The organism is Aeromonas allosaccharophila, assembly GCF_016026615.1.
Lineage (GTDB): Bacteria > Pseudomonadota > Gammaproteobacteria > Enterobacterales > Aeromonadaceae > Aeromonas > Aeromonas allosaccharophila.
This window is the reverse complement of record NZ_CP065745.1, coordinates 2263009-2283296: the sequence shown is the minus strand read 5'-3', so window position 1 is coordinate 2283296 and position 20288 is coordinate 2263009. Positions and strand designations below refer to the sequence as shown.

20 protein-coding genes are annotated in these 20288 nt (G+C 60.9%); 11 read left to right on the top strand and 9 right to left on the bottom strand.

Annotation, left to right across the window (positions count from 1 at the left end):
- Positions 1 to 88 precede the first annotated feature (88 nt).
- The 4 genes from I6G90_RS10160 to I6G90_RS10145 all read left to right on the top strand — a co-directional run bounded on the left by I6G90_RS10160 (position 89) and on the right by I6G90_RS10145 (position 3169).
- Positions 89 to 289, top strand: a complete 201-nt coding sequence (locus I6G90_RS10160) for a YbfA family protein (RefSeq protein ID WP_005334863.1) — start codon at positions 89 to 91, stop codon at positions 287 to 289.
- A 207-nt stretch (positions 290 to 496) separates the two neighbouring features.
- Positions 497 to 979 carry a GNAT family N-acetyltransferase gene (locus I6G90_RS10155; RefSeq protein WP_058052812.1) on the top strand — a complete coding sequence of 161 codons (483 nt, stop codon included), beginning with the start codon at positions 497 to 499 and terminating at the stop codon, positions 977 to 979.
- Positions 980 to 1157: 178 nt separating this feature from the next.
- A complete protein-coding gene (locus tag I6G90_RS21400; protein ID WP_197931115.1) occupies positions 1158 to 2453 on the top strand; it encodes a methyl-accepting chemotaxis protein in 1296 nt (431 codons plus the stop codon).
- A gap of 161 nt (positions 2454 to 2614) precedes the next feature.
- Complete coding sequence (locus tag I6G90_RS10145) at positions 2615 to 3169, top strand: DUF3332 domain-containing protein (RefSeq protein ID WP_042061387.1); 555 nt, start codon at positions 2615 to 2617, stop codon at positions 3167 to 3169.
- Positions 3170 to 3228: 59 nt separating this feature from the next.
- Here I6G90_RS10145 and I6G90_RS10140 read toward each other — a convergent pair whose 3' ends face one another.
- The 6 genes from I6G90_RS10140 to I6G90_RS10115 all read right to left on the bottom strand — a co-directional run bounded on the left by I6G90_RS10140 (position 3229) and on the right by I6G90_RS10115 (position 9045).
- Positions 3229 to 4287 (bottom strand): FUSC family protein, encoded by a 1059-nt coding sequence (locus I6G90_RS10140; RefSeq protein WP_058052814.1) that lies wholly within the window; start codon positions 4285 to 4287, stop codon positions 3229 to 3231.
- Between the two features lie 61 nt (positions 4288 to 4348).
- On the bottom strand, positions 4349 to 6094 hold the full coding sequence (locus tag I6G90_RS10135; RefSeq protein WP_139408416.1) for a bifunctional molybdopterin-guanine dinucleotide biosynthesis adaptor protein MobB/molybdopterin molybdotransferase MoeA: 1746 nt from the start codon (positions 6092 to 6094) through the stop codon (positions 4349 to 4351).
- The gene (gene mobA, locus I6G90_RS10130) at positions 6091 to 6735 is read right to left on the bottom strand and encodes a molybdenum cofactor guanylyltransferase MobA (protein ID WP_139408418.1); all 645 of its coding nucleotides are present in this window, start codon (positions 6733 to 6735) and stop codon (positions 6091 to 6093) included. The genes I6G90_RS10135 and mobA overlap by 4 nt, the downstream gene beginning before the upstream one ends.
- Complete coding sequence (locus I6G90_RS10125) at positions 6707 to 7402, bottom strand: energy-coupling factor ABC transporter ATP-binding protein (protein WP_042658678.1); 696 nt, start codon at positions 7400 to 7402, stop codon at positions 6707 to 6709. Before I6G90_RS10125 ends, mobA begins: the two co-directional genes overlap by 29 nt.
- Positions 7403 to 7436: 34 nt before the next feature.
- A complete protein-coding gene (locus I6G90_RS10120) occupies positions 7437 to 8138 on the bottom strand; it encodes an ABC transporter permease (RefSeq protein ID WP_005347674.1) in 702 nt (233 codons plus the stop codon).
- Between the two features lie 64 nt (positions 8139 to 8202).
- Positions 8203 to 9045, bottom strand: a complete 843-nt coding sequence (locus tag I6G90_RS10115; RefSeq protein WP_197931113.1) for a substrate-binding domain-containing protein — start codon at positions 9043 to 9045, stop codon at positions 8203 to 8205.
- A gap of 252 nt (positions 9046 to 9297) precedes the next feature.
- Here I6G90_RS10115 and I6G90_RS10110 point away from each other — a divergent pair, with 252 nt between their 5' ends.
- The gene (locus I6G90_RS10110; RefSeq protein ID WP_058052819.1) at positions 9298 to 10653 is read left to right on the top strand and encodes a sigma-54-dependent transcriptional regulator; all 1356 of its coding nucleotides are present in this window, start codon (positions 9298 to 9300) and stop codon (positions 10651 to 10653) included.
- Positions 10654 to 10678: 25 nt separating this feature from the next.
- Complete coding sequence (locus I6G90_RS10105) at positions 10679 to 12757, top strand: sensor histidine kinase (RefSeq protein WP_197931111.1); 2079 nt, start codon at positions 10679 to 10681, stop codon at positions 12755 to 12757.
- A 79-nt stretch (positions 12758 to 12836) separates the two neighbouring features.
- Here I6G90_RS10105 and I6G90_RS10100 read toward each other — a convergent pair whose 3' ends face one another.
- The 3 genes from I6G90_RS10100 to I6G90_RS10090 form a co-directional block, all read right to left on the bottom strand.
- Positions 12837 to 13703 carry a helix-turn-helix transcriptional regulator gene (locus tag I6G90_RS10100; protein ID WP_013723539.1) on the bottom strand — a complete coding sequence of 289 codons (867 nt, stop codon included), beginning with the start codon at positions 13701 to 13703 and terminating at the stop codon, positions 12837 to 12839.
- A gap of 89 nt (positions 13704 to 13792) precedes the next feature.
- On the bottom strand, positions 13793 to 14650 hold the full coding sequence (locus I6G90_RS10095; protein WP_197931109.1) for a formate dehydrogenase accessory sulfurtransferase FdhD: 858 nt from the start codon (positions 14648 to 14650) through the stop codon (positions 13793 to 13795).
- A 385-nt stretch (positions 14651 to 15035) separates the two neighbouring features.
- Positions 15036 to 16088: a RelA/SpoT domain-containing protein gene (locus I6G90_RS10090; RefSeq protein ID WP_197931107.1), complete on the bottom strand. Its 1053-nt coding sequence runs from the start codon at positions 16086 to 16088 to the stop codon at positions 15036 to 15038.
- Between the two features lie 248 nt (positions 16089 to 16336).
- Between I6G90_RS10090 and I6G90_RS10085 the strand changes: the two genes are divergently transcribed.
- The 5 genes from I6G90_RS10085 to I6G90_RS10065 all read left to right on the top strand — a co-directional run bounded on the left by I6G90_RS10085 (position 16337) and on the right by I6G90_RS10065 (position 20284).
- Positions 16337 to 16891, top strand: coding sequence for a DUF3305 domain-containing protein (locus tag I6G90_RS10085; protein ID WP_197931105.1), 555 nt, complete (start codon positions 16337 to 16339; stop codon positions 16889 to 16891).
- Positions 16884 to 17477, top strand: a complete 594-nt coding sequence (locus tag I6G90_RS10080; RefSeq protein WP_197931103.1) for a DUF3306 domain-containing protein — start codon at positions 16884 to 16886, stop codon at positions 17475 to 17477. Before I6G90_RS10085 ends, I6G90_RS10080 begins: the two co-directional genes overlap by 8 nt.
- A gap of 121 nt (positions 17478 to 17598) precedes the next feature.
- A complete protein-coding gene (locus I6G90_RS10075) occupies positions 17599 to 19320 on the top strand; it encodes a 4Fe-4S dicluster domain-containing protein (RefSeq protein WP_408628325.1) in 1722 nt (573 codons plus the stop codon).
- 9 nt (positions 19321 to 19329) lie between these two features.
- Positions 19330 to 19947 carry a TorD/DmsD family molecular chaperone gene (locus I6G90_RS10070; RefSeq protein WP_197931099.1) on the top strand — a complete coding sequence of 206 codons (618 nt, stop codon included), beginning with the start codon at positions 19330 to 19332 and terminating at the stop codon, positions 19945 to 19947.
- A 133-nt stretch (positions 19948 to 20080) separates the two neighbouring features.
- On the top strand, positions 20081 to 20284 hold the full coding sequence (locus I6G90_RS10065) for a transcriptional initiation protein Tat (RefSeq protein WP_021229865.1): 204 nt from the start codon (positions 20081 to 20083) through the stop codon (positions 20282 to 20284).
- Positions 20285 to 20288: the final 4 nt, after the last annotated feature.

Sequence of the window (20288 nt, the reverse complement as noted above, 5' to 3'; positions counted from 1 at the left end):
TTTATAAAAAAATGGGTTAGTGATGTAGTAATCCTACATGGAGTGGAGTAATCTTTGCTCAGTGGTCTTACCAGTAAGGAGTTACATCATGTTTCATCCCTTTTCCCTGACTCAGATTATTCTTCGTCGCATTTATGTATTGCTGGTGGGCATTCTGGCGTTCCCCGTGATGCTGTTTCGCAGCGATCGTGCCCGCTTCTACAGCTATCTGCACCGGATCTGGAACAAAACCAGCACCAAACCGGTTTGGCTCAAAATGAGCGAGCGTGGCGAGCGGATCTTCTACTAATCCGCAATTTGATTTCGATGAAAAAGACAGCTTCGGCTGTCTTTTTTTATATGTTTAAAAACATATAGTTAACTATATGCTCTGCTATTATCCGCATTCCGGTTACATGGTCGGCGTCGGTGGTCCCTGTGTCGTGCAGATTTGCCGAGCAGGCCCACTTCCGTTTGGCCCCCTCTCTCGATGTGCTCTGTGATGCAAGGAGATGCGATGATCATTCGTCAGGCCCGAGCCGTAGATATTCCCGCGCTGGTGGCGCTGCGCATGCAGCTGTTCTGCGAGGTGGGTGAGCTGGCGAGCCCGCAGGCAGATCCTGCCCTGTGGCAGGCCACGGTTGACTACTTTACCCGTGCGATGAGTGAAGAGGGGGCTTTATCCTGGCTGGCCGAGGCCGATAAGCAGCAGGGCGGCAAGCAGATCGTGGCGGCGGGAACGCTGGCGCTGTTTGTGCGGCCACCCTATCCCGGCAATCTGGCGGGGATGGAGGGGTATCTGCTCAACATGTATACGCTGCCGCAATGGCGCCGGCAGGGGATCGCCACGGCGCTGCTCGACACCATTACCGCCTGTGCCAGAGCGCGTCAGCTCGGCAAGGTGTGGCTCCATGCCAGCGATGAGGGGCGCCCCCTCTATGAGCGGATCGGGTTTGTTACCAATCCTGCCTCGCTGGAGTGGCAACCGGGGGCTGGATAAGGGGGCAACCCCGTTCTGGTGAGTCCCGGCCGGTCCGTTTGATTTACCGCAATAAATATGGCGTCAGATGGGAGCGTGATGACGCGGCCAACTATGCTGATGGAGCTCGCCACCATTATCTTATTGATCCACTGTGTGGTTTGGCCATGGTGGGGGCCAGTCTGGAGGATACGTTTCGATGTTCAATAGCAAACTGAAAGCCGAGTTGCAGCAGTGCCAGGAGCAACTTCTGGCACAGCAGGGATTTTTCGACGCCGTGCACGGCAGCGTGGCGACCATTACCTTTACTCCGGATGGCACTGTGCTGGCCGCCAATGATCTCTTTCTCAACGTGGTGGGTTTCAGTGCGCCCGAGGTCGTGGGTCATCATCACCGGATGTTTTGTGACCCGCAGTATGCCCAGAGCAGCGCCTATCAGCAGTTTTGGGCCGATTTGAAACAGGGGCGCTCCCGTACAGGGGTGTTCCAGCGCTTCAACAAACGGGGCGAGGCGATCTGGCTGGAGGCGACCTACTTTCCCGTCAAGTTGCGGGGTGTGGTGACCAAGGTGATCAAGATTGCCGCCGACATTACCGAGCACCATCTGCAACTGCTCAGCCAGCAGGCTGTGGTGACAGCGCTGGATCGCTCGATGGCGATGATTGAATTTACCCCCGGCGGAGAGGTTGTCACCGCCAATGGCAACTTCCTCCATACCATGGGCTATACCCTGGCGCAGGTGCAGGGCAAGCATCACCGTATCTTCTGCGATGATCAGTTTTATCGTGAACAGCCCCACTTCTGGGAGGAGCTGGGCCGTGGCCAGTACAAGTCCGGCCTCTTCTGTCGTCAGAACAGTCATGGCGGCAAGGTGTGGCTGGAGGCGACCTACAACCCGATCCTCGACGAGAATCGCAAGGTGGTTAAGGTGATCAAGTTCGCCAGTGACATCACCGAGCGGATCAACAAGAGCGATGCGGTGCGCGAAGCGGCCATGCTGGCTCACAGCGCGGCGCGGGAGACCCTGAACTGCGCCGAGCGTGGCGCGGGTCTGCTGGCCTCGGTGGTCGACACCTCCAGCCTGATTGCCAGCCAGCTCACCCACAGCATTGGCCTGATCAACCTGCTGAACGAGCAGTCGCGCAACATCGAGGCGATCGTCTCCACCATCAGCAGCATCGCCGATCAGACCAACCTGCTGGCCCTCAACGCGGCCATCGAGGCGGCGCGGGCGGGGGATCAGGGGCGCGGCTTTGCGGTGGTGGCCGATGAGGTTCGCCAGCTGGCGGCCCGCACCTCCCTCTCTACCGACGAGATTGCCAAGGTGGTGCAGAACAACCGCGAGCTGACCGCCAGGGTCACCTCCGAGATGTCCGACGTCGCCAGCAGCGCCGAGCTGGGCAAACAGCAGGTGGGCGAGGTGAACGAGGTGATGAGCGAGATCCGGCGGGAGGCCAACAACGTCTCCAGCACCGTCTCGGATCTGGCGATCTGAGCCCCCGGACTTTCTGCCATGCCGGGGCATTGACTCATCTTTGAGCAGTCAGTGCCCCAATCTGAACCCCTCCTGTATCGTCCCGCCATTGTGAATTGTTCTGGTTTGACCTCTTGATTAGGCTTGCCGCCTCATTCATTTCAGAGCAGGAACAGAACAAGATGGCATTACAACAGAAGGGGCGGGCAATGGCCCTGCTGGTTATGGTCGCGAGCATGGGTCTGGGCGGCTGTATGGGGCAGATGGGGCTTTCCGGCATGGTCACCAAGGGCAACCTGAGCGTGGTGGATAACCGCTACGGTCGTGCCGGGGTCTTTATGCTGCTTGCACCAGTCTACGGTCTGGCAGCGACCGCTGACCTGTTCGTCTTCAATACCATCGAGTTCTGGTCTGGCAAAAACCCCATTACCGGCAAATCCCCGGCCGTGGTGGACATGAAGGCCAACCCGGTGATCAAGGTGAACCAGCATCTGGATCCTGCCCTCAAGAAGGTGCCGCTGGCCATGCTGCCACAAGGGGTGCGCGAGGTGGAAATTAGCTACCCGAACGAGCGTACCGCCCAGATGGAAGTGCACTATCTGGATGGCCGCAGCAGCATGATGCGCGGCGAGAAGCGCGGCGAGCTGATGGATATCTACTTCGACGGCAAGTTTGTCTCTACCCTGACCCGGTCAGAGCTGGAGCAGATGAGCGCGAACGCCAGCGCCGCAGCCTGATCATCACGGCTGATACCGACAAACAACGCCCCGCAACTGCGGGGCGTTTTGCATTGGGCCTAGTCGGGCTGCTTGCGATGGGGCGGGGTGAGGATCAGCCCCAGCAGGCGGCGCAGGTGGGTGAGCTGCTCGGTCAGCTGGACGTTGAGCCAGAGGTAGCCATTGATGGCCGCCTCGGTGTTGGGGGGCAGCGATACCTGCGTCGCTACCTCGTGCAGGCGGGCGATAGCGGCATCCGCGCCGCGCCCGTCACCGGTTAGCATCATCAGGGCAAGCTGGTTGATCGCCTCCTCGGTGGCCTGATGGCAGGCGTGCAGTTCGCGGGTGCTCTGCATCAGAAAGTGGCTCTCCCGATCGTTCCAGTAGGTGTTGGCCAGCATCTCCAGAGTGCAGAGGGTGTTGCGCATGGTGACCTGCACCGCATCAAACAGCGAGATACTGTGGCGCGTCTCTTTGGCCGCCGGTGCCAGCAGGGCCCGCAGTTTGCCGGTCTGGGCCAGCAGCTGGGAGAGATTGTGCTTGAGGCGCGGGCGCTCCAGCACATTGGGGGAGAGATGAGTGTGATAGAGCCGCCCCGACTGCTGCAGGATCTGGTGCAGTTGCAGCCGCCAGTGGCTGTAGGCGCGCTGTGGATAGATGCTGCAAAAGAGCAGCGCCAGCAGGGAGCCCAATATCACGTCGGCACTGCGCCACAGCGCCGTCTCTATGTCCCCCGGCATGGCCCCCATGGTGACCCCCAAGGTGATGCCGATCAGCAGCCCCACATAGGGGCGCTTGCCGAGGGCCAGATAGCCGCACAGGAACATGATGCACCCGCACCAGATCAGGGTCAGCGGCAGGGAGTAGATCTCGAGATAGAGCGCCACCACCCCGCAACTGGCGCCGAAGATGGTGCCCACCACCCGCTGCAGGGCGCGGGAGAGCACATTGCCCCAAAACGAGATGGGGCCCATCACCACCACCAGGGTGATCAGCGGCCAGGTGCTCTCCGGCAGTTTTAGCTCGCGGGTCAGCAGAAAGGTGAGCATAAAGGCGAGCGCAATGCGCAGGCCATGGACGATCCGGTAGCGGCCATAGACCAGCAGATCGAGTCGGGAGAGGGGGGCATCAAGACGCACAGTGAGCCTCGTATCAGGTTGCTGACGGGGCGCCTACATCCGGCCGACGCCCCGTCGGGATTCAGGCCAGTCGTCCCTGCAGGGGGTGGATCCAGACCCGCTCGCCAACGGCGATCCCGGGTTGGTCCGGCACGATTTCGATCAGGCAGTTGGCATCGGCCATGGAGCTCAGAATACCCGAGCCCTGCGGCCCTGTGGTGCGCACCCGCAACTGGCCGTTACGGTCCTGATGGAAAATGCCGCGCAGAAACTCGGTGCGCCCCGGGCGGCTCTTCATCTTCTCCTCTGCCAGTGCCGAGAGGCGCAGCGGTTGCCACAGCTTGCCTTGCAAGCGGGCGATGGCGGGCTCGACAAATTGCAGCACGCAGATCATCGCCGCCACCGGATTGCCCGGCAGGCCGAAGAAGGGGGTCTGCCCCAGCTTGCCAAAGGCGAGCGGGCGGCCCGGCCGCATCTGGATGCGCCAGAAATCGATCTGGCCCAGCTCCGCCAGCACCAGCTTGATAAAGTCGGCATTGCCCACCGAGACCCCGCCCGAGCTCAGCACCAGATCGGCGCTGGCGGCAGCCTGCTCCAGCTGCTGACGCAGAATGGTTTTGTCATCGGGAATGATGCCAAGATCCATCACCTCGCAACCGGCGGCGCGGATCAGGGCCATCAGGGTGAAGCGGTTGCTGTCGAAGATATGGCCGGGGGCGAGCTGCTCGCCCGGTGCCTGCACCTCGTCACCGGTACTGAACAGCGCCACTTTCAGCGGGGGGCGCACAGTGAGACTGGCTTGACCGAGTGATGCAGCCAGCCCGAGCTGGGGGGCACCAAGATACGTACCTGCCGGAATGGCGACCGCCCCCTTGGCGAGATCTTCGCCGGCGAGGCGCACATTCTGTCCCGCCCGGACTGGGGCGGTGACGGTGACCCACTCACCTTCAATCAGCGTCTCTTCCCTCATCACCACGGTATCGATCCCGGGCGGCAGCGGGGCGCCGGTCATGATCTGCACCGCCTGACCGGCCAGCACCGGTTCATGGCGCTGCTGGCCCGCCAGCACTTCACCCACCAGTTGCCAGCGACCGGCGGCGAGATCGTCGCTGCGAAGGCCAATGCCATCCATCGCCGAGTTGGCGTGGGGCGGCACATTGATGGGGCTGATCAGATCGGTGGCCAGCACGGCGCCGTGGCACTGGGCCAGCGGTTTATCGATGCAGGCGTTGCTCGGGGTGAGGGCCGCCAGAATGGCGTTGCGGGCCGCCTCGACCGAGAGAAAGCCCTTGCCCGCCTCCGGCTCCTTGCGCTGGCAGCCGTCAAGCCAGCGGCAGACGAAGTCGGCAATGGCCGCCAGATCGTTGATATCGAGGCGGGGCAGGCTTGTCTCTACCGGCTCATCGCAGGCCAGCGCGATGATGTCGCCATCGTCCGGAAAGAGCAGCGGCTTGCCAATCTCGGCGCGGTGCAGCTCGATTTTCGGGAAGTGTTCGTGTTTGAACCCCTCTACCAGCAGCAGATCGAGCTCTGTCTGATCGAAGCTTGCCAGCAGCTGGCGAAAGTCAGCTTCGGCCAACTCTGTTTCAATAATGCGAGCGTGGCGGCGGCGGGAGGCCACCATCATCTGCTGGGCACCCGCCTTGCGCAGGCGATAGCTGTCCTTGCCCGGCTGGTCGATATCAAAGTCGTGGTGGGCGTGCTTGAGCACCCCGATACGCAGGCCGCGATCCACCAGCAGGGGGATCAACTGCTCCAGCAAGGTGGTCTTGCCGGTGCCGCTCCAGGCGGCGAAGCCGAGCAGGGGAAGAGTGGGGGCCGGGGTCATGAAGTGACTCCTTGTTGGGGGTCGATAGCCGGGGCAAGCAGACGGGCCTCGTAGGCGGCCAGCTCGGCAGGGCTGTTGAGATTGATAAAGGCATCCGGCTGATCGGCAAAGCTCACCACCGCCATATTGTGGCGGGCAAACCAGATATCGATTTTGCGCTCACCCTCTGCCAGCGCGGCGGTGAGAGAGGGGAGCAGGGATTTGTGCAGCAGGGCCACCACGGGTTGCAGCCAGTCGCCGTCGTGGGCCACTACCAGCTCGGTATCCGGGGTCAGGGCGGCGCGAAAGCGGCTCATCAGATCCAGCGGCAGGGCGGGGCCATCGCAGGGAACGAACAGAACCCAGTCGTGACGGGCGGCGGCAAGGCCGGCCTGCATGCCAGCCAGCGGGCCGAGGTAGTCGTTGTTGTCATCGCTGATGACCGGGGCCAGCGCCTGATAGCGGGCCTGACTGCGGTTGGCGTTGATCAGCACCTCATCCACCTGGGGGCGCAGGCGCGCCAAAACGTGGTCGATAAGAGGGCGTCCCGCCAGTGCTACCCATCCCTTGTCTTCACCTCCCATACGGGTGGCGCGGCCTCCTGCCAGGATCACGGCCGATACGGGAAAAAGCCTAGAGGGAGATTCGCTTCTTGAAGTCATGTCGCTCGATGATTTTTAAAGGGGTCGTCTCTTGCAGCTGGCCACGGGCGAGGGTCCATTGCCGCTCGCACAGGTCGGTCAATGCGTTGCTCTGGTGGCTGATGACAACCAGGCCGCTGCCATGTTCCCGCAGATCTTGCGCCAATGCGGCCATCAGGGCAACCGAATGTGTGTCCAGATTGGCGGTGGGTTCATCCATCAGCAGAAAGGCCGGTTGCAGCGCCCAGGCACGGGCCATCGCCAGTCGTTGCCGTTCGCCACCGGACAAAATGCTGATGTGCTCCCGTGCCAGCCCCTCCAGCTCGACCCGGCGCAGCGCCTCGAACACCCGGATCTCGCTGCCGAGCTGTTTATCCAGCGCCCAGGCTACGTTGTCGTGCACCGTGCGATCGAACAGATAGGGGGTCTGGTGCAGATAGGTGACCCGGCCCGGCCCCAGATCCCGCTTGAGCAGCCGGTTGAGCCGCTGTTGCCAGCGCCCCGGCAGATTGGTGTGGCCACGGGTGGGGGCGAGCAGCCCGGCCAGGATCTTGAGCAGGGTGGTCTTGCCCACCCCGTTGGCGCCGTGCAGCCAGATGGCATCCCCCGGTGCGATGGCGAGCCGGTCAATCTCGAACAGCTGGCGCTCGCCAAAGCGCATGGTGAGTTGCTGGGCGGTCAGGGCCATGGGGTACTCCTGTTGATACACAGTGGGGGCATGGTCAGTTCTTCAGATAGCTGTGGCCACGACAGGCCGTCAGCAGCAGGTTGAGCAACAGGGCGAGGGTGAGCAGCACTATGCCGAGCGCCACCCCCTGGGTGAAGGCCCCTTTCTGGGTCTCCAGCGCGATGGCGGTGGGGATATTGCGGGTGAAGTGCAGGATATTGCCCCCTACCATCATGGAGCAGCCCACCTCGGTGACGATGCGGCTGAAGGCGCCGATGATGGCGGCCAGCAGGCCAAAGCGGCACTCGTGCATCAGGCCGATCAGCGCCTTGGGCCAGGAGACCCCCAGCGTCAGGGCGGTCTCCCAGGCACGGCGGTCACTCTGGACAAACGCCGCGTGGGCCATGGTGGCGATCACCGGAAAGGCGATCAGCATCTGCCCCACCACCATCGCCTGCTGGGTAAAGAGCAGCTTCCAGTCGCCAAAGGGGCCGGCCCGCGACAGCAGCATATAGAGCAGCAGGCCAATCACCACGGTCGGCACCGATTGCAGGGTATTGATGCAGGAGAGCCAGAGCCAGCGGCCGGGCAGCGGCAGATAGGCCAGCGCAAAGCCCAGCAGCAAGGCGGGTAGCAGCACCAGCAGCAGGGCGATGCAGGAGACGGAGAAGGAGACCCCCACCACCTGCCACAGTTCGGTGTCACCACTGAACAGCAGGGCGAGGGCCGCTAACGTCGTGTCGAGCAGCGTCGGCATCAGGCGCCTCCCTCAGCGAAGCGGGGGAGGGCCATCAAGGTCATTGCAGGAGTCAGCGTTGCCATTATTTCCCGTTGGCATCCGCCACAAACAGCGCCTGACCGGCTACCTTGAAGTCGCCGATCAGCTTCTGGCCATGGTCGGAGACCAGCCAGTTTTTCAGGGTGCGTGCCCCTTCGGTGTTGAGATCCGGGTAGCGCTTGGGGTTGACCAAGATCACCTGATAGGGGTTGAACAGGCGCTTGTCACCCTCCAGCAGCACGGCGAGATCCAGCTTGCTCTGGTAGGCGAGCCAGGTGCCGCGGTCGGTCAGGGTGTAGGCACCGAGCTCCGAGGCCATGGTCAGGGTCGGGCCCATCCCCTGGCCGATGGATTTGTAACCGGCAAACTCGGGTTTGACGTCAGCAGCTTGCCACAGGGTCTTCTCCTTGATGTGGGTACCGGATTCGTCACCTCGGGAGATAAAGGTCTGGCCTTTATCCTTGATGGTTTGCAGCGCTTTGGCCGCGTCGTGCAACTTGGCCAGACCCGCCGGATCTTTGGCCGGGCCGACGATAACAAAGTCGTTGTACATCAGATGTACCGGCTCGATGCCAAAGCCCGCCTCGACAAACTTCTTCTCGGCAGAGGGGGCGTGGGTCATCACCAGATCCGCGTCGCCATTCTCGCCCATCTTCAGGCTCTGGCCGGTACCGGCCGCCATCACCTGCACCGGATAACCGGTCTCCTTGGTGAACTGGGGCAGCAGCCAGCCCAGCAGACCGGACTGCTCGGTGCTGGTGGTGGTGGCGAGGCGGATCGGCGCTTTTGTGGCATTAGTATCCGCTTCGGCGTGGGCGGCCCCGGCGATCAGCAGGCTGGCCGCAAGGGAGAGGGCGAAACGTTTGAGGTTGGTTTTAATCGTCATCTTGATGCAACTTTTCATGAACGATGAGAGGAGGGCAAGAGTAAGCAAGCAAGGTGCCAAACTGTTCCTTTGTCGCTGCATTCACGGTTTGCCGTTTAAAAACAGAAGCTTATTAAAATCAATTAGGTGAGCTTGTTATCGCTTTTAATAATTGGTGTTGGTGCTTTTGATACGGTAAGGACAAAATGTCCCACTAAGGTTCCGGTTATCGGGACATTCTCCGACCTTACGTGCATCCGAGGTACTTTTTTCATGACTGCACCTGCCAGCCGCTGGTCTGCCCTCTCCCTGCTCATCGTTGACGATGAGCCCGGCATGCGCAGTTTTCTGGCCAAGGCGCTGGCCAAGCGCTTCGCCCAGATTGAGACTGCCGCCAGCGTGGAGGAGGCGGAAGCCCTGCGCTGCCGCCTTCACTTCGACCTGATCATCGCCGACATCCGGTTGCCGGGGCGATCCGGCATCGAGTGGCACGAGGCCATCGACCCCGCCACCCGGCGCAGCGATATCATCTTCATGACCGGTTTTGGCGATATGGAGACCGCCCTCAAGGCGCTGCGCCTCGGCGCCAGCGACTTTATCCTCAAGCCCTTCAATCTCGATCAGATGGTACAGGCGGTGGACAGAGTCATCGAGCGCCGCCAGATGGAGCGGGAGAACCTGCTGCTGCGCCGGGAGGTGAGCAAGCTGTTCCCGCCCACCCTGATTGGCGACAGCGCCAAAACCCGCGAGCTCAAGACCCTCATTGCCCGGGTTGCCCCCTCCAACGCCGCCGTGTTGGTGGAGGGGGAGTCCGGCACCGGCAAGGAGCTGGTGGCTCGTGCCCTGCATCAACTCTCCGGCCGGATGGGGGCCTTTGTGCCGCTCAACTGCGCCGCCATCGCCCCCGAGCTGCTGGAAAGCGAGCTGTTTGGCCATGTGCAGGGAGCCTTTACCGGCGCCCGCAAGGGACGTGACGGCCTGTTCCGGGTCGCCCATCAGGGCACCCTGTTTCTCGACGAGATCGGCGAGATGCCGCTGGCCATGCAATCGTCCCTGCTGCGGGCGCTGGAGCAGAAGGCCATCCGCCCGGTCGGTGCCGAGCGCGAACTGGCGGTGGATGTGCGCATCGTCGCCGCCACCAACCGCAACCTCAAGGCCGAGGTAGACGCGGGCCGCTTTCGTGAAGATCTCTTCTATCGCCTCAACGTGGTGGCGCTGCCGGTGGCGCCGCTGCGCGAACGGATCGACGACATCCCCGCGCTGGTACACCACTTCACCCGCCAGCTCACCGCCGAGATGGGGATGGGCTCGTTAAGCTGGACCCACGAGGATGTGGTGGCCATGCAGGCTTACCCCTGGCCCGGCAACGTGCGGGAGTTGCGCAACCTGATCGAGCGTTGCCTGCTGCTGGGCAAGCCGCCAGCGGATTACTGGCAGAGCAGCAAGCCTGCCGAACAGGGGACGAGCGAGGAGGGGTATCCGCTGGCGTGGCCGCTGGCGGAGGTGGAAAAAGCCCACATCCTGCAAGTGGTGGCGAGCCATGATGGCAACAAGTCGGCTGCCTCCCGGGTGCTGGGGGTGGCGCGCAAGACGCTGGAGCGCAAGTTCAAGGAGTGGGCCATCGAATGAAGTGCTGTAACAGGATGGCATGCCGATGAAACTGACCCTGCTGCCCCGCTGCGTGCGAACCAAGGTACGCTGGCGCCTGCTGCTGCTCACCTCGGTGCCCATCATGCTCACTCTGGCGGGCATGATCGCACTCACCCTCTACTGGACCCTCACCTACAGCTGGCAGAACCTGCTCACCACGGTGCGCAGCGATCTCGGGGTGGCCCACCACGCCATCACGGTGCAGCAGCAGCGCCAGACCGAGCATCTGGAGCATCTGCGCGATGCCTGGGCCTTTCAGCTGCGGCTGCGGGAATCGCCGGATCAGTTGCAGGATTGGGTGATGCCGCTGGCGGCCAACTATGGCCTCGATTTTTTGCGCTTGCGCCAAGGCCCCGCGCTGGATCAGCTGACGGCGCAGGAGCGCGCCGCCCTCACGGCCGGACGCAGCGTCAGCCACTTCGTGGTCTGGTCGCAGCAGGAGATGCGCGCCCTCTCCCCGCAGTTGGCGAAGCGGGCTGTGTTGTGGCAGCGGGATGGCACCAGAGCGGTGGAAAACCGGGGGCTGATCAGCCTCTCTCTGGCTCCTGTGATGGGCCGCGACGGGTCGCTTTGGGCGGTGCTGGAGGGGGGCGAGCTTGTCAACGGCAGCACCCGGCTGGTGGATGAGCTCAAGGGGCAGGTGTTTGCCAAAAACACCCTGCCGGATGGCAGCGTTGGCACCGTCACCCTGTTTCTCGACGATCTGCGGGTGAGCACCAACGTGCCGGTCAGCAGCAGTCGCCAGATTGGCCGAGCGGTGGGTACCCGGGTCTCGCCGCCGGTACGCGAGCAGGTGCTGGGGCGGGGGGAGATGTGGATCGATCGTGCCTTCGTGCAGGATGCCTGGTATGTGTCGGGCTACGAGCCACTGCTGGGGGCCAACGGCGAGCGGATCGGCATGCTCTATGTGGGCTTTCTCGAGTGGCCCATCATCCGCACCTACCTCACCAATCTGGTGGAGCTGGGCTCCGGCGTAGTGCTGCTGTTGCTGCTCTCCGGCCTGCTGGTCTATCGCGGCGCGCGGGATCTCTTCACCCCCATCGAGCGGATGCACAAGGTGGTGCGGCAGGTGCAAGCGGGCCAATCGGCTCGCATCGGCCCGCTGGCCCTCGACCCCGATCACGAGTTGGCCCAGCTCGGTCGCCAGTTCGATGCCATGCTGGACCGGCAGGAAGCGCACCAGCAGCAGATGGCCCGCAGCGCCGACGAGCTGGAGCAGAAGGTGGCCGAGCGTACCCAAAGCCTCAAGCTCAAGACCGCCGAACTGGAAGATCATATCCATATGCTGACCGAGGCGCGCCAGCAGCTGCTGATCAGCGAGAAGTTGGCGGCCCTTGGCGAGCTCTCTGCCGGGGTGGCCCACGAGATCAACAATCCTCTGGCGGTGATCCTCGGCAATGTGGAGCTGATGAAGCTGGAACTGGGGAATGCTGCCGAGCCGGTCAGCGAGGAGCTGGCGCTGGTGCTGGCCCAGATCGAGCGCATCCGCGCCATCACCCGCAGCCTGCTGCAATACTCCCGCCCCGGCGACTACGAGACGGCGCCTGTGTGGCAGCACCTCAATCCCATCATCGAGGAGAGCCTGACCCTGGTGCGCTCCGCCCTGCGCCAGCAGCAGGTGGAGCTGGTGGCCGATCTCAAGGCCCAGCAGCCCATCGAGGCGGATCGCCAGCAGCTGTTGCAGGTGTTGATAAACCTCTTGGTCAATGCCAGCCACGCGCTGGGGGAGCAGGGGGAGATCCGGGTCGAGAGCCGCGACTGGTTCGATGAACTGGGTCAGCTGCGCGGGGCCGAGGTGCGGGTGATCGACAACGGCAGCGGCATCGAGGCGGCGATTATCGACAAGATCTTCGACCCCTTCTTCACCACCCGCGCCACCGGCACCGGTCTGGGGCTGGCCCTGAGCCACCGCATCATCAGCCGCTGGGGTGGGGAGCTCTTGGTGGACTCCACCCCGGGGCAGGGGAGCTGCTTTACCGTGCGGCTGCGCAGCCACGCCCTGCTGCCCAGCGGCAGCGAGCCTGCGCAACTGGAAGGGTGGCGCATTGCGCTCAATGCCGAGGGGCGTGAGACAGGCGATTAATCTTGTTATAAAAAGGCCCGTTATAAAAACAGCCCGTCAACATGGTTGGCGGGCTGTTTTGTCGGCGGGTGGTGCTAATTTACTGCGGGCTCCACACCAGCTTGCCGCTTTGGGTCAGGTCATAGCCGCCGAGGCGGGCCGCCAGCTCGCGCCCCTCGGGGGATTGCAACCAGCCGATCAGCTGCTGCAGCAGGGTGCGAAAGAAGACCCCTTGCGGCATCACCAGATCGAAACACTCCTGCGACAGTGGCATAAAGCCGAGGCCAAACTCAGTGGCTGTACTCTGGGCGCCGGGCCCGACGTCGGCATCGCCACGGCTGATGGCGGCGGCCAGTTCCCGCTCGCTGTTGACCTCGAGGGTGCGCTCCAGCCGGGTCAGCGACTCCCCCTGGGTTTGCAGCCACTCCTGCAGGGCGCGCTGGCTGCCGGCACCCTCCTGACGCATAGCCCAGCGCCAGTCGAGCGCCTCTTTCGCCTCCTTGGGTTGCAGCCCTTGGCGCAGCACCAGCCCCTGTACCCGCCTAAATCCATGAACGATCACCCATTGTCGGTGGCCCTGATACTGCTGCACCAGCGCCGGGTGGCGCAGGTGCGCCTCTTCGGCCTGCCCCCAGTGGATGGCGCAGAGATCCACATGGCCGCGCGCCAGCATCGCCAGCCCCTGCCTAGTGCCGCACGGGGTGTAGCCCACCAGCGCCTGGGTGCCGAGCTGCTGGGCCAGCCGGCTGCTGGCGTAGTGGAGCAATACGTCGTCCGAGCCCGCCAGCAGCAGCCGGTCGTTCATCACCCCCTCGTGGCAGCTGCCAAGCAGCCAGCGATCGAGCAGGGAGCGGGGAAACAGCCACTTGCCGGTTGCCTTGGTGGCGGGGATGCGCGCCTCGTTGGCAAGCTGGTAGACCTTCTTCTCGTTGAGATCGAGGTACTCGGCCACCTGCTTCACATTCATAAATTCGTTCATGGCTTGCGTTTGACCCTCTGGCTGGCGTGGTCGAGATACAGCGCGATCTGTTCGGCACTCATAAACTCGTTCATGACTTAATCCCGCATCCCGCGACCAGCCGAACCGGGCGCCAGCACCGGCGGCTTCTCGTCCAGCACGATATGGTCGTGGCCGCTGAATACCTCAAAGTGGCGGCCCTTGGCGCGGGCAATCATGGTGATGCCGAGCTGGCGGGCGAGATCCAGCCCCATCTGGGTGACGCCGGAGCGTGACAGCAGCACCGGAATACCCATCTGCGCCACCTTGATCACCATCTCCGAGGTGAGCCGCCCGGTGGTGTAGAAGATCTTGTCGTGGCCAGCCTCGCCGCGCATCCAGAGCTCGCCCGCCAGAGTATCCACCGCATTGTGGCGCCCCACGTCCTCGACAAAGGAGAGGATTTCGCTGCCGCGACAGATGGCGCAGCCATGCACAGCCCCCGCCATCTTGTAGGTTTCGTTATGGGCCGACAACGCCTTGAGCAGGGCATAGAGGGTGCTCTGTTTAAGCTCGGGCGCTGCCAAGACCACCCCTTCGAGCTTCTTCATCACGCTGCCATACATGGTGCCCTGACCGCAGCCGGAGGTGACCGTCTTCTTCTCCAAGGATTTGTCGAGATCGGCGGCCTGCTGGCTGCTTACCACGGCGGCGGCCTCGCTCTCCCAGTCGACAATCACCGACTCTATGGCTGCAATATCCTCGATAAAGCCCTGATTTTTCAGATAACCCAGCACCAGCGCCTCGGGGCGGGCCCCCAGCGTCATCAGGGTGACGATCTCCTTCCAGTTGAGGTAGACCGTCAGTGGCCGCTCACAGGCGATTTGGCGGGTGTTCATTGTGCCCTGTTCATCCATCACCTCGACGGCCATGGTGAGCTGGGCTGCAGCATTGCTTTTGATAAAGGTCGGTGTCATGGGCCCCTCGCGACCGGTTGCCGGGATCTAAGGGGAGGGATATAGCAAGTTTTGTTCCAAGTATTATGTTGTTGATATAAAGATGAGGAATTCCGTTTTTATAAAAACAATATAAAGGAATTATGCTTCCTTTAAAAAACTATTTTTGATGATAGTTAAGGAATAATGCCATGGTATAAATAATATATTATAACCATGGCTTTATGATGTGAGCTGTTTTTTATTAGTTGTCTTTACGTTGTTTTACTGGTGATTTCTTTGAAGTTATATTTTCCGCTATGCCTTCGTCATTGTTATTTCTTGACGAAGACAGACTCAAGTTGTCTATAGAGGATGTGGCTGGTTTTATATCGTTAACAATTTTGCTGCTGAATAAAGCAGCATCCTAAATAACCTTTTTTTGCTTCTCACTTAGAGTACCAAGCATAGCTGCAGAAGCAATATTTGCATTAAGGTGTAAAGGAATATTCCTACTCAGAGTTGACAGAAATGCATCATTATCCATCAAGGTCGCCATTCTATTTTTCTTTTCAACAGCATGCTCGAGCTCTGAAATCAACGCTGATTTATCTGCGTTGTCATCGCTTAAGTCTTTTAATTGACTGAATAAACTTTTTATTTTATCTTCATTTACACTGTTTTCAGCTTTTGTTTCATCATATTCCCTTTGTAATTTCTCAAGCATTTCTGTCCTATCTTGTAGTTCTTTTGCCAGTTGCTTAGCGAAAGACCCCATTTCATCAGCACTACCAGAAAGTCGATTGAAAATTTGAAGAAAATTAGAAATATGCTGATTGTTGGAAAAGTTTGGATATCTAACGACATGATCTATTTCACTCCATCCCTCTTCAAAGATAGTCCTCACCTGCACCTCAGTAAGTAATATTTTATTAAGTGGCTGAGATGTGAATATATAATGAATAGAGCGATATCCAGCAGGGTGTGGTTTTTTGTCGAAAATATCTGAAACTGAATCTTGAACATCTCCTTCTCTATGATAATAAATAGGTTTCTCGATGTGGCTCCAGTTATCTCTTAAGTAAGAGTCAATATCCAAATAGTCATCTTTAAATAAATGGAGTGCTCTAACTCCGACTAAATCAGTTATTATTTCATGATAGTTGCTTACACTTATTGATGTATACCTTTCATTGTAGCTATTAGAATCTGGATTTCTTTTTCTAACTATTTTCTCCATCAAGTGCTGAGGGTCTTTAACTCTCCATCTGACAGAATGAACTTTATTGCAGCCTTGAATGACCTTAGCAAAAAACTCTGCTGATTCTTTTCTGGCATCAAACAGACGCTGATGGTCTAATCCTATTGCCATTAAGTCATCCCAACAAATATTTGCTTTTTCGAAGTCACTGCTTGATATTTTATTCCTTTGACAAAAGGAATCTTGAGTTAAGTCATTTATATTTTGTATGTTTTCCATTTTCATCCATTTAAAAGTGATTAAGTTATCATTATTAAGTTTACAGTAATTGATTAATTGGGGTCGAGTGAATATTTCGTTAGAATGTGGACAGTCGCTCAATTTCTAATCCCCCCTCTTGAGTTGCTTTGGCCCCACTCTTGCTATGTCTTATCCCATTGATGGCCGTGGCCGCCCTGAATGTTCTGCTCTGATCTGCCCCGAACGGGGTGGATCACGGGGGAGGGCGGCCCGGCAGAGACCTTCTGATGGGAGCCGTGACAGTGCAAGAGACAACCAATACCTTGCCCCCGCAGCGCTGGCTGCAACTGGAGTTAAAGGCCATCGACAGCCAGGTTGGCCGCTGGCAGAGCCGCCGTTTCGAGATCGCGGCGCTCCATCCCGCCGAGCCCGAGGCTGCCGGCGCCTTGCCCCTGACCCTGTTTCGCGACGAGCGGGGGGATTATCGCTTCAACCTGAGCTCCGGCTCGCCCCGCCTCTTTGTCACCGGAAGCCGCGTGGACAGTGGCTTTGTGGCCGATGGCCTCACCCTGAGCCAGACCGTGGCCGCCGCCTATATGGATGGCGAGCGGCCGGTGCTCTCCTGCCCGCTACCCGAGGCGCTGCAAGCCTGGGTGGAGGCCTTTATCGGCCGTCACGGCGAGCTGCTGGAGGCCCGTCGCAAGGGCAAAAAGGGCAAGGGGCGGGCGCAGGATCAGCTCGGTGTCGATACGGTAGATCAAGCCAGCTGTGGCGCCGTCAAGGCCACTGGCGCCGATGGCCGCGAGCGTGGCAGTGACAGCGGAAATCGCGCCCATGAGTGAGTTCCTGAAGCGCTGGTCGTCTCGCAAGAGTGAGGCGCGCAAGCATCAGGCATTGCTGCCTAGGGAAGAGGTTATCCCCGAGGCAGTTGCCGCCCCCATCGAAGGCAGTGGTGAAGCTGAAAATCCAGATATTGCGCTGGATAGCCACGTAGTCAGCACTGACAAGGGGAGCTGTGAACCCCTTGCCGTTGAGGGGGCCGAGAGTGGCGAACCGCCGCTAACAACAGCCCAGCCGGGCAAGGCCAAACTCCCCGACAGGGAGGCGCTGCGGGCCATGTTTCGCAGCCATAAACCGGATGGGCTCGACGACTACACCCAGGATTTCAGCCAGCCCGAATTGCTGCCTGCGGCCCTGACCGCCGGGCTGCGCAACTGGCTGGTGGATCAGGTGATCGCCCCGGAGAGCGAATCGGCCAATCCGGCCAGCGGATCCGCTGAACCGGTGGCGGTTGCCAGCGAACCTGCCGCCGACGAGCTGGCTGATAACCATTCTCAAACCCACATCGACGATCGGGACATTTTGGTTTCCTCTGGTGGACAAAATGTCCTAACCAAAGGTGGGGGAATGGAACCCTCAGGATCCTGACTCCCTGTCAGTCACTTTTTTTCCGGGGGAGTTGGCTCGCCTCTTGCTCTCTCGGCTTACCAACAAGCGCCCATCCCATGAGGTGGTGCGCACAGGAGCGTATGTGAGCACTGAACAAACATTGCCAAATCTGAGCCCAAATCTGGCCCCAAATCTAGCCCGCGAGGCGGGGGCGGCCGAGCATAACGCGCGCGCTCGCGCCTATGCGCTGCAGCATACGGTCAAGACCGACAACCTGATCCCGGCCACTGTCTCTTACCGGAGTCAGGGGCGCCTGCTGCTGGTCGGCCCGGAAGATCGCATTCGCCGCGCTGCCAGCCTGTTGCCTGCCGGGGTAAAGCCTACCCTGCTGGTGACCGAATCCGTTTTTGATGCCGAGGCGGCCGATCTCGAAGCCATTTTCGATGCCACCGCATCCCTCGCGGCCCTGACCTTGCGCGAGTCGAGCCTGACAGGGTATCTGGGGCAGTTCCAGCTTACCGGCCTCAATGGGCAGGGGGAGCGGGTAAATCTGGCGGCGCTCTGTTTTACTCAGCAGGCCGCTGCAAATGGCGAACCGCGCTTCGATCTGGTGGCCGATCTGGGCCGCGCCCCGCTCTTTGCGCTGGAGCGCCCGCCGGTCGGTTATCTGCATCTCTTTGATGACCAAGGGCTGGCCGAACGGCTTGCCGAACTCGGTGCGCTGACCGGTATCTTCGACAAGCCGCGCTATTTTCGCCTCGACCCCGAGGCCTGCGCCTTTACCGCCCGCGGCGTGCCCGGTTGCAGCCGCTGTCTCGATGTCTGCCCGACCGATGCCCTCAAGCCCATCAATGGCCGCATCCAGATCGATCCCCATCTCTGTCAGGGCTTCGGCAGCTGCGCCTCTGCCTGTCCGACCGGGGCGATTGCCTATCACCAGCCCGATGCCAACACCAGCGGCGACTACCTGCTGCGCTTGCTCAAGCACTACCGCGAGGCGGGCGGCGACGCGCCGCAGCTGCTGATCGCCGGTGAAAGCGAGCGCGAATGGGTGGAAGCCGAACTCACCCGCCTGCCTGCTAACTGGCTGCCAGTCTGGGTGGAGGAGAGTGCGAGTTTAGGCATCGAGAGCTGGTTTACTGCCCTCGCCTATGGCGCCAGCGCGGTACGCATTGCGCTGGGCGATGATGCTCCCGCAAGCGTGCGTGCGCTGGTTGAGCGGGAGCTGGCGAGCGCCGCCGTGCTGCTGGCGGGCGCCGGTCTTGCTGTCGATCGCATCGCCCTGTTTAACCCGGATGCTGGTGAGCCTGTTTCCGGCCAGCCAGCCCTTGCCCTGCTGGAGAAGCCGCTCAAAGGGGACAAACGGGAGAACCTGTTTGCCGCCTTCGATGCGCTCTGGCAGGCCAACGAGGGGAGCCGCGAGCCGCTGGCGGTGCCCCACGGCGCTCCATACGGCAGCGTGGAACTGAAAGAAGCGGACTGCACCCTCTGCATGGGTTGCGTGGCGGTCTGCCCGAGCCGTGCCCTGCATGCGGTGGGTCATGCGCCGGGACTCAACTTTATCGAGCAGGATTGCATCCAGTGCGGCATGTGCGAAAAGGCGTGCCCCGAGCAGGCCATCGTGCTCACGCCCCGCCTGCAACCGGTGCCCGAGGCGCGCCGCGCCGTGCAGAGCCTCAAGGCCGAAGAGGCCGCCTGCTGTATTCGCTGCAGCAAGCCGTTCGCGCCCGCCTCGATGATCCGCCGCATCCAGCAAAAACTGGCCGGTCACTCCCACTTCCAGAACGAGGCCGCCCAGCGGCTGCTGATGTGCGAGGACTGTCGGGTCAAGGATGTGTTTGCGGCGCTGGCGGCGGATCCCGTCTCCCAGCTCAAGGTATGAGGGCCAGTGATGAGTGAACAACATAACGAAAAGGCTGGCGAACTGACCATGACCGAACTGGAACAGAGCAGCGCCGATCTCTACGCCCTGCTGGCGAGCCTCTGGCGCGCCGCCCCCCGTGGTGAACAGCTCGCCTGGCTGCAAGGGTTGCAGGCTATGCCGGGCCCCTTTGCCAGAGGGCTGGGGCTGGTGCAGCTGGCGGCCAGCAGCCACCACGAAAACGAGCTTGCCGAGGAGTATCAGGATCTCTTTATCGGGCTGGGGCGCGGGGAGATAGTGCCGTTTGCCTCCTGGTATCTCACCGGCTCATTGATGGAGCTGCCGCTGGCGGTGTTGCGTGCCGATCTGCAGTCCCTCGGTTTCGAGCGCCAGAGCGGAGTGTGCGAGCCGGAAGATCATCTCGCCGCCCTCTGTGAGGTGATGGCGGTACTGATTGCCGAGCAACACCCGGAGCGCAACCGCTTCTATGAGCGCCATCTTGCCCCCTGGGTACTGGCCTGCTGCCGCGATCAGCAACAGGCGAAAGGGGGCAGCTTCTACCGGGCGGTCGGGGCCCTTGCCGAAGATTTCTTCAAGCTGGAAAACGAATTGCGCCTGCCGTTTGGCGCCTGCGTGGTGAAGGGCTGAACGCCCCTGTCTGTGCACAACAAGATCTGTGCATAACAAGAGCTGCGCATAACAAAACGAACAGACGAGATATCCCATTGGACGCGAAGCTGGCGCGCAGGCGCCGGAAATGACAAAAACAGAGGTCACAAGAATGAGCGATGAAAAGCTGAAAGACCCGTCCCGCCGCAATCTGATCAAGGGAGTTGGCGTGGTCGCCACCATAGGCGTATTGGCTGGTGCCACCGGTCGGGTGGTGGGCAAAGAGGTGCTGACCCACGACACCGAGCCTGACAAGGGCTATCGGGAGACCCCCCATGTTCACGACTTTTATCGCACCCTGCGCGGCACTGACTGAGCCG

Bases quoted from the DNA above. Each gene is read 5' to 3' on its own strand.
- I6G90_RS10160 (WP_005334863.1), top strand. From the start codon at position 89: ATGTTTCATCCCTTTTCCCTGACTCAGATTATTCTTCGTCGCATTTAT.
- I6G90_RS10155 (WP_058052812.1), top strand. From the start codon at position 497: ATGATCATTCGTCAGGCCCGAGCCGTAGATATTCCCGCGCTGGTGGCG.
- I6G90_RS21400 (WP_197931115.1), top strand. From the start codon at position 1,158: ATGTTCAATAGCAAACTGAAAGCCGAGTTGCAGCAGTGCCAGGAGCAA.
- I6G90_RS10145 (WP_042061387.1), top strand. From the start codon at position 2,615: ATGGCATTACAACAGAAGGGGCGGGCAATGGCCCTGCTGGTTATGGTC.
- I6G90_RS10135 (WP_139408416.1), bottom strand. From the start codon at position 6,094: ATGACCCCGGCCCCCACTCTTCCCCTGCTCGGCTTCGCCGCCTGGAGC.
- mobA (WP_139408418.1), bottom strand. From the start codon at position 6,735: ATGACTTCAAGAAGCGAATCTCCCTCTAGGCTTTTTCCCGTATCGGCC.
- I6G90_RS10125 (WP_042658678.1), bottom strand. From the start codon at position 7,402: ATGGCCCTGACCGCCCAGCAACTCACCATGCGCTTTGGCGAGCGCCAG.
- I6G90_RS10120 (WP_005347674.1), bottom strand. From the start codon at position 8,138: ATGCCGACGCTGCTCGACACGACGTTAGCGGCCCTCGCCCTGCTGTTC.
- I6G90_RS10115 (WP_197931113.1), bottom strand. From the start codon at position 9,045: ATGACGATTAAAACCAACCTCAAACGTTTCGCCCTCTCCCTTGCGGCC.
- I6G90_RS10110 (WP_058052819.1), top strand. From the start codon at position 9,298: ATGACTGCACCTGCCAGCCGCTGGTCTGCCCTCTCCCTGCTCATCGTT.
- I6G90_RS10105 (WP_197931111.1), top strand. From the start codon at position 10,679: ATGAAACTGACCCTGCTGCCCCGCTGCGTGCGAACCAAGGTACGCTGG.
- I6G90_RS10100 (WP_013723539.1), bottom strand. From the start codon at position 13,703: ATGAATGTGAAGCAGGTGGCCGAGTACCTCGATCTCAACGAGAAGAAG.
- I6G90_RS10095 (WP_197931109.1), bottom strand. From the start codon at position 14,650: ATGACACCGACCTTTATCAAAAGCAATGCTGCAGCCCAGCTCACCATG.
- I6G90_RS10090 (WP_197931107.1), bottom strand. From the start codon at position 16,088: ATGGAAAACATACAAAATATAAATGACTTAACTCAAGATTCCTTTTGT.
- I6G90_RS10085 (WP_197931105.1), top strand. From the start codon at position 16,337: ATGGGAGCCGTGACAGTGCAAGAGACAACCAATACCTTGCCCCCGCAG.
- I6G90_RS10080 (WP_197931103.1), top strand. From the start codon at position 16,884: ATGAGTGAGTTCCTGAAGCGCTGGTCGTCTCGCAAGAGTGAGGCGCGC.
- I6G90_RS10070 (WP_197931099.1), top strand. From the start codon at position 19,330: ATGAGTGAACAACATAACGAAAAGGCTGGCGAACTGACCATGACCGAA.
- I6G90_RS10065 (WP_021229865.1), top strand. From the start codon at position 20,081: ATGAGCGATGAAAAGCTGAAAGACCCGTCCCGCCGCAATCTGATCAAG.